The sequence below is a fragment of the Clostridium sp. CTA-19 genome (assembly GCF_054767855.1).
The window spans coordinates 1-993 of the sequence record NZ_BAAABH010000082.1 but is presented as its reverse complement, the minus strand read 5'-3'; the positions used below and the strand labels follow the sequence as shown (position 1 = coordinate 993).

2 protein-coding genes and 1 pseudogene are annotated in these 993 nt (G+C 28.9%); all 3 read right to left on the bottom strand.

Going from position 1 to position 993, the window contains the following annotated elements:
- A partial coding sequence (locus ACYUE0_RS17690) for a DDE-type integrase/transposase/recombinase (RefSeq protein WP_460271934.1) occupies window positions 1-221 on the bottom strand: 221 nt, incomplete at its 3' end.
- A 78-nt stretch (window positions 222-299) separates the two neighbouring features.
- A pseudogene (locus tag ACYUE0_RS17685) lies at window positions 300-431 on the bottom strand (transposase); the annotation flags it as partial.
- A gap of 217 nt (window positions 432-648) precedes the next feature.
- Window positions 649-957 (bottom strand): transposase, encoded by a 309-nt coding sequence (locus ACYUE0_RS17680; protein WP_460271932.1) that lies wholly within the window; start codon window positions 955-957, stop codon window positions 649-651.
- Window positions 958-993: the final 36 nt, after the last annotated feature.

Below are 993 nucleotides of genomic sequence, written 5' to 3'. Positions count from 1 at the left end.
CTAATAAATTGACTACCATTATCCGTACGGATTACTAATCCATTTGGATTATCTTTAATGCCTCTGGAATATAAACCTTGAATTAAAACTTTTTTCGCAACTTCACCAGTTGCAGATAAATCTATTGATGTACTTACAAGTTCTCTATCAAACACATCGATTATAGACGTAATATAGGCAGTTCGCTTTGTTCCAGCTATAAACGCATACTTTATATCCATTTGCCACAATTGGTTTGATTTTATTATTGTTCTACTTTCGCAGACACGTGACACTCGTTTTAGAGTGCGTTTTCTATTTGGATCTAACAAGTTTAAGTTTTTCATTAATCTTCTAACTTTTTTCTTATTAATCTTAATATTGTAGTTATTTCTTAAAACAGCAGTAACTTTCTTATAACCATAGAATTTACTAGTTTTCTGAGATTTAATTTTTACTATATAGCTTTGTATATCTAAGTCATTAATCTTATCTCCATCAAAATTATAACTAAATCCAGGTGTCTTACGACCTGTATTAGCGTAGCTTCTCTCAGCATACTCATGTTTTATTTTGTAGTAATAAGAGGACTTAGATAATTCTACAATGCTTAATACAGTAACAACTTTATAACCTAAAGTTATCCACTTATGAGCAATAGCAACTTTATCATCTAACGTTGGTTGTTTTTTTTAGAAGATCTTCAAGGATTGCTATTTTTAATTTAAGCTCTTCATTTTCATCCTTAAATTTATGATATTCTTTTTTATAATTAGGTATAATCTCACCTTCCTTTGGATTTTTCGGCTTTATAGTTTGAGAATACCTACGGTAATTGTTAACCCATGTGCTTAATTGAACTGGATTAATATCATATTTTTTAGCTATTAAAGAATTACTACCAGATTCAAGAACTTCTTTAACATAAGCAACTCTTTGTTCTTCTGAAAACTTTCTTTTAAAAACAACTTTTGACATATTGTAGCCCTCCTAATTTCATTAATATAATTGTTG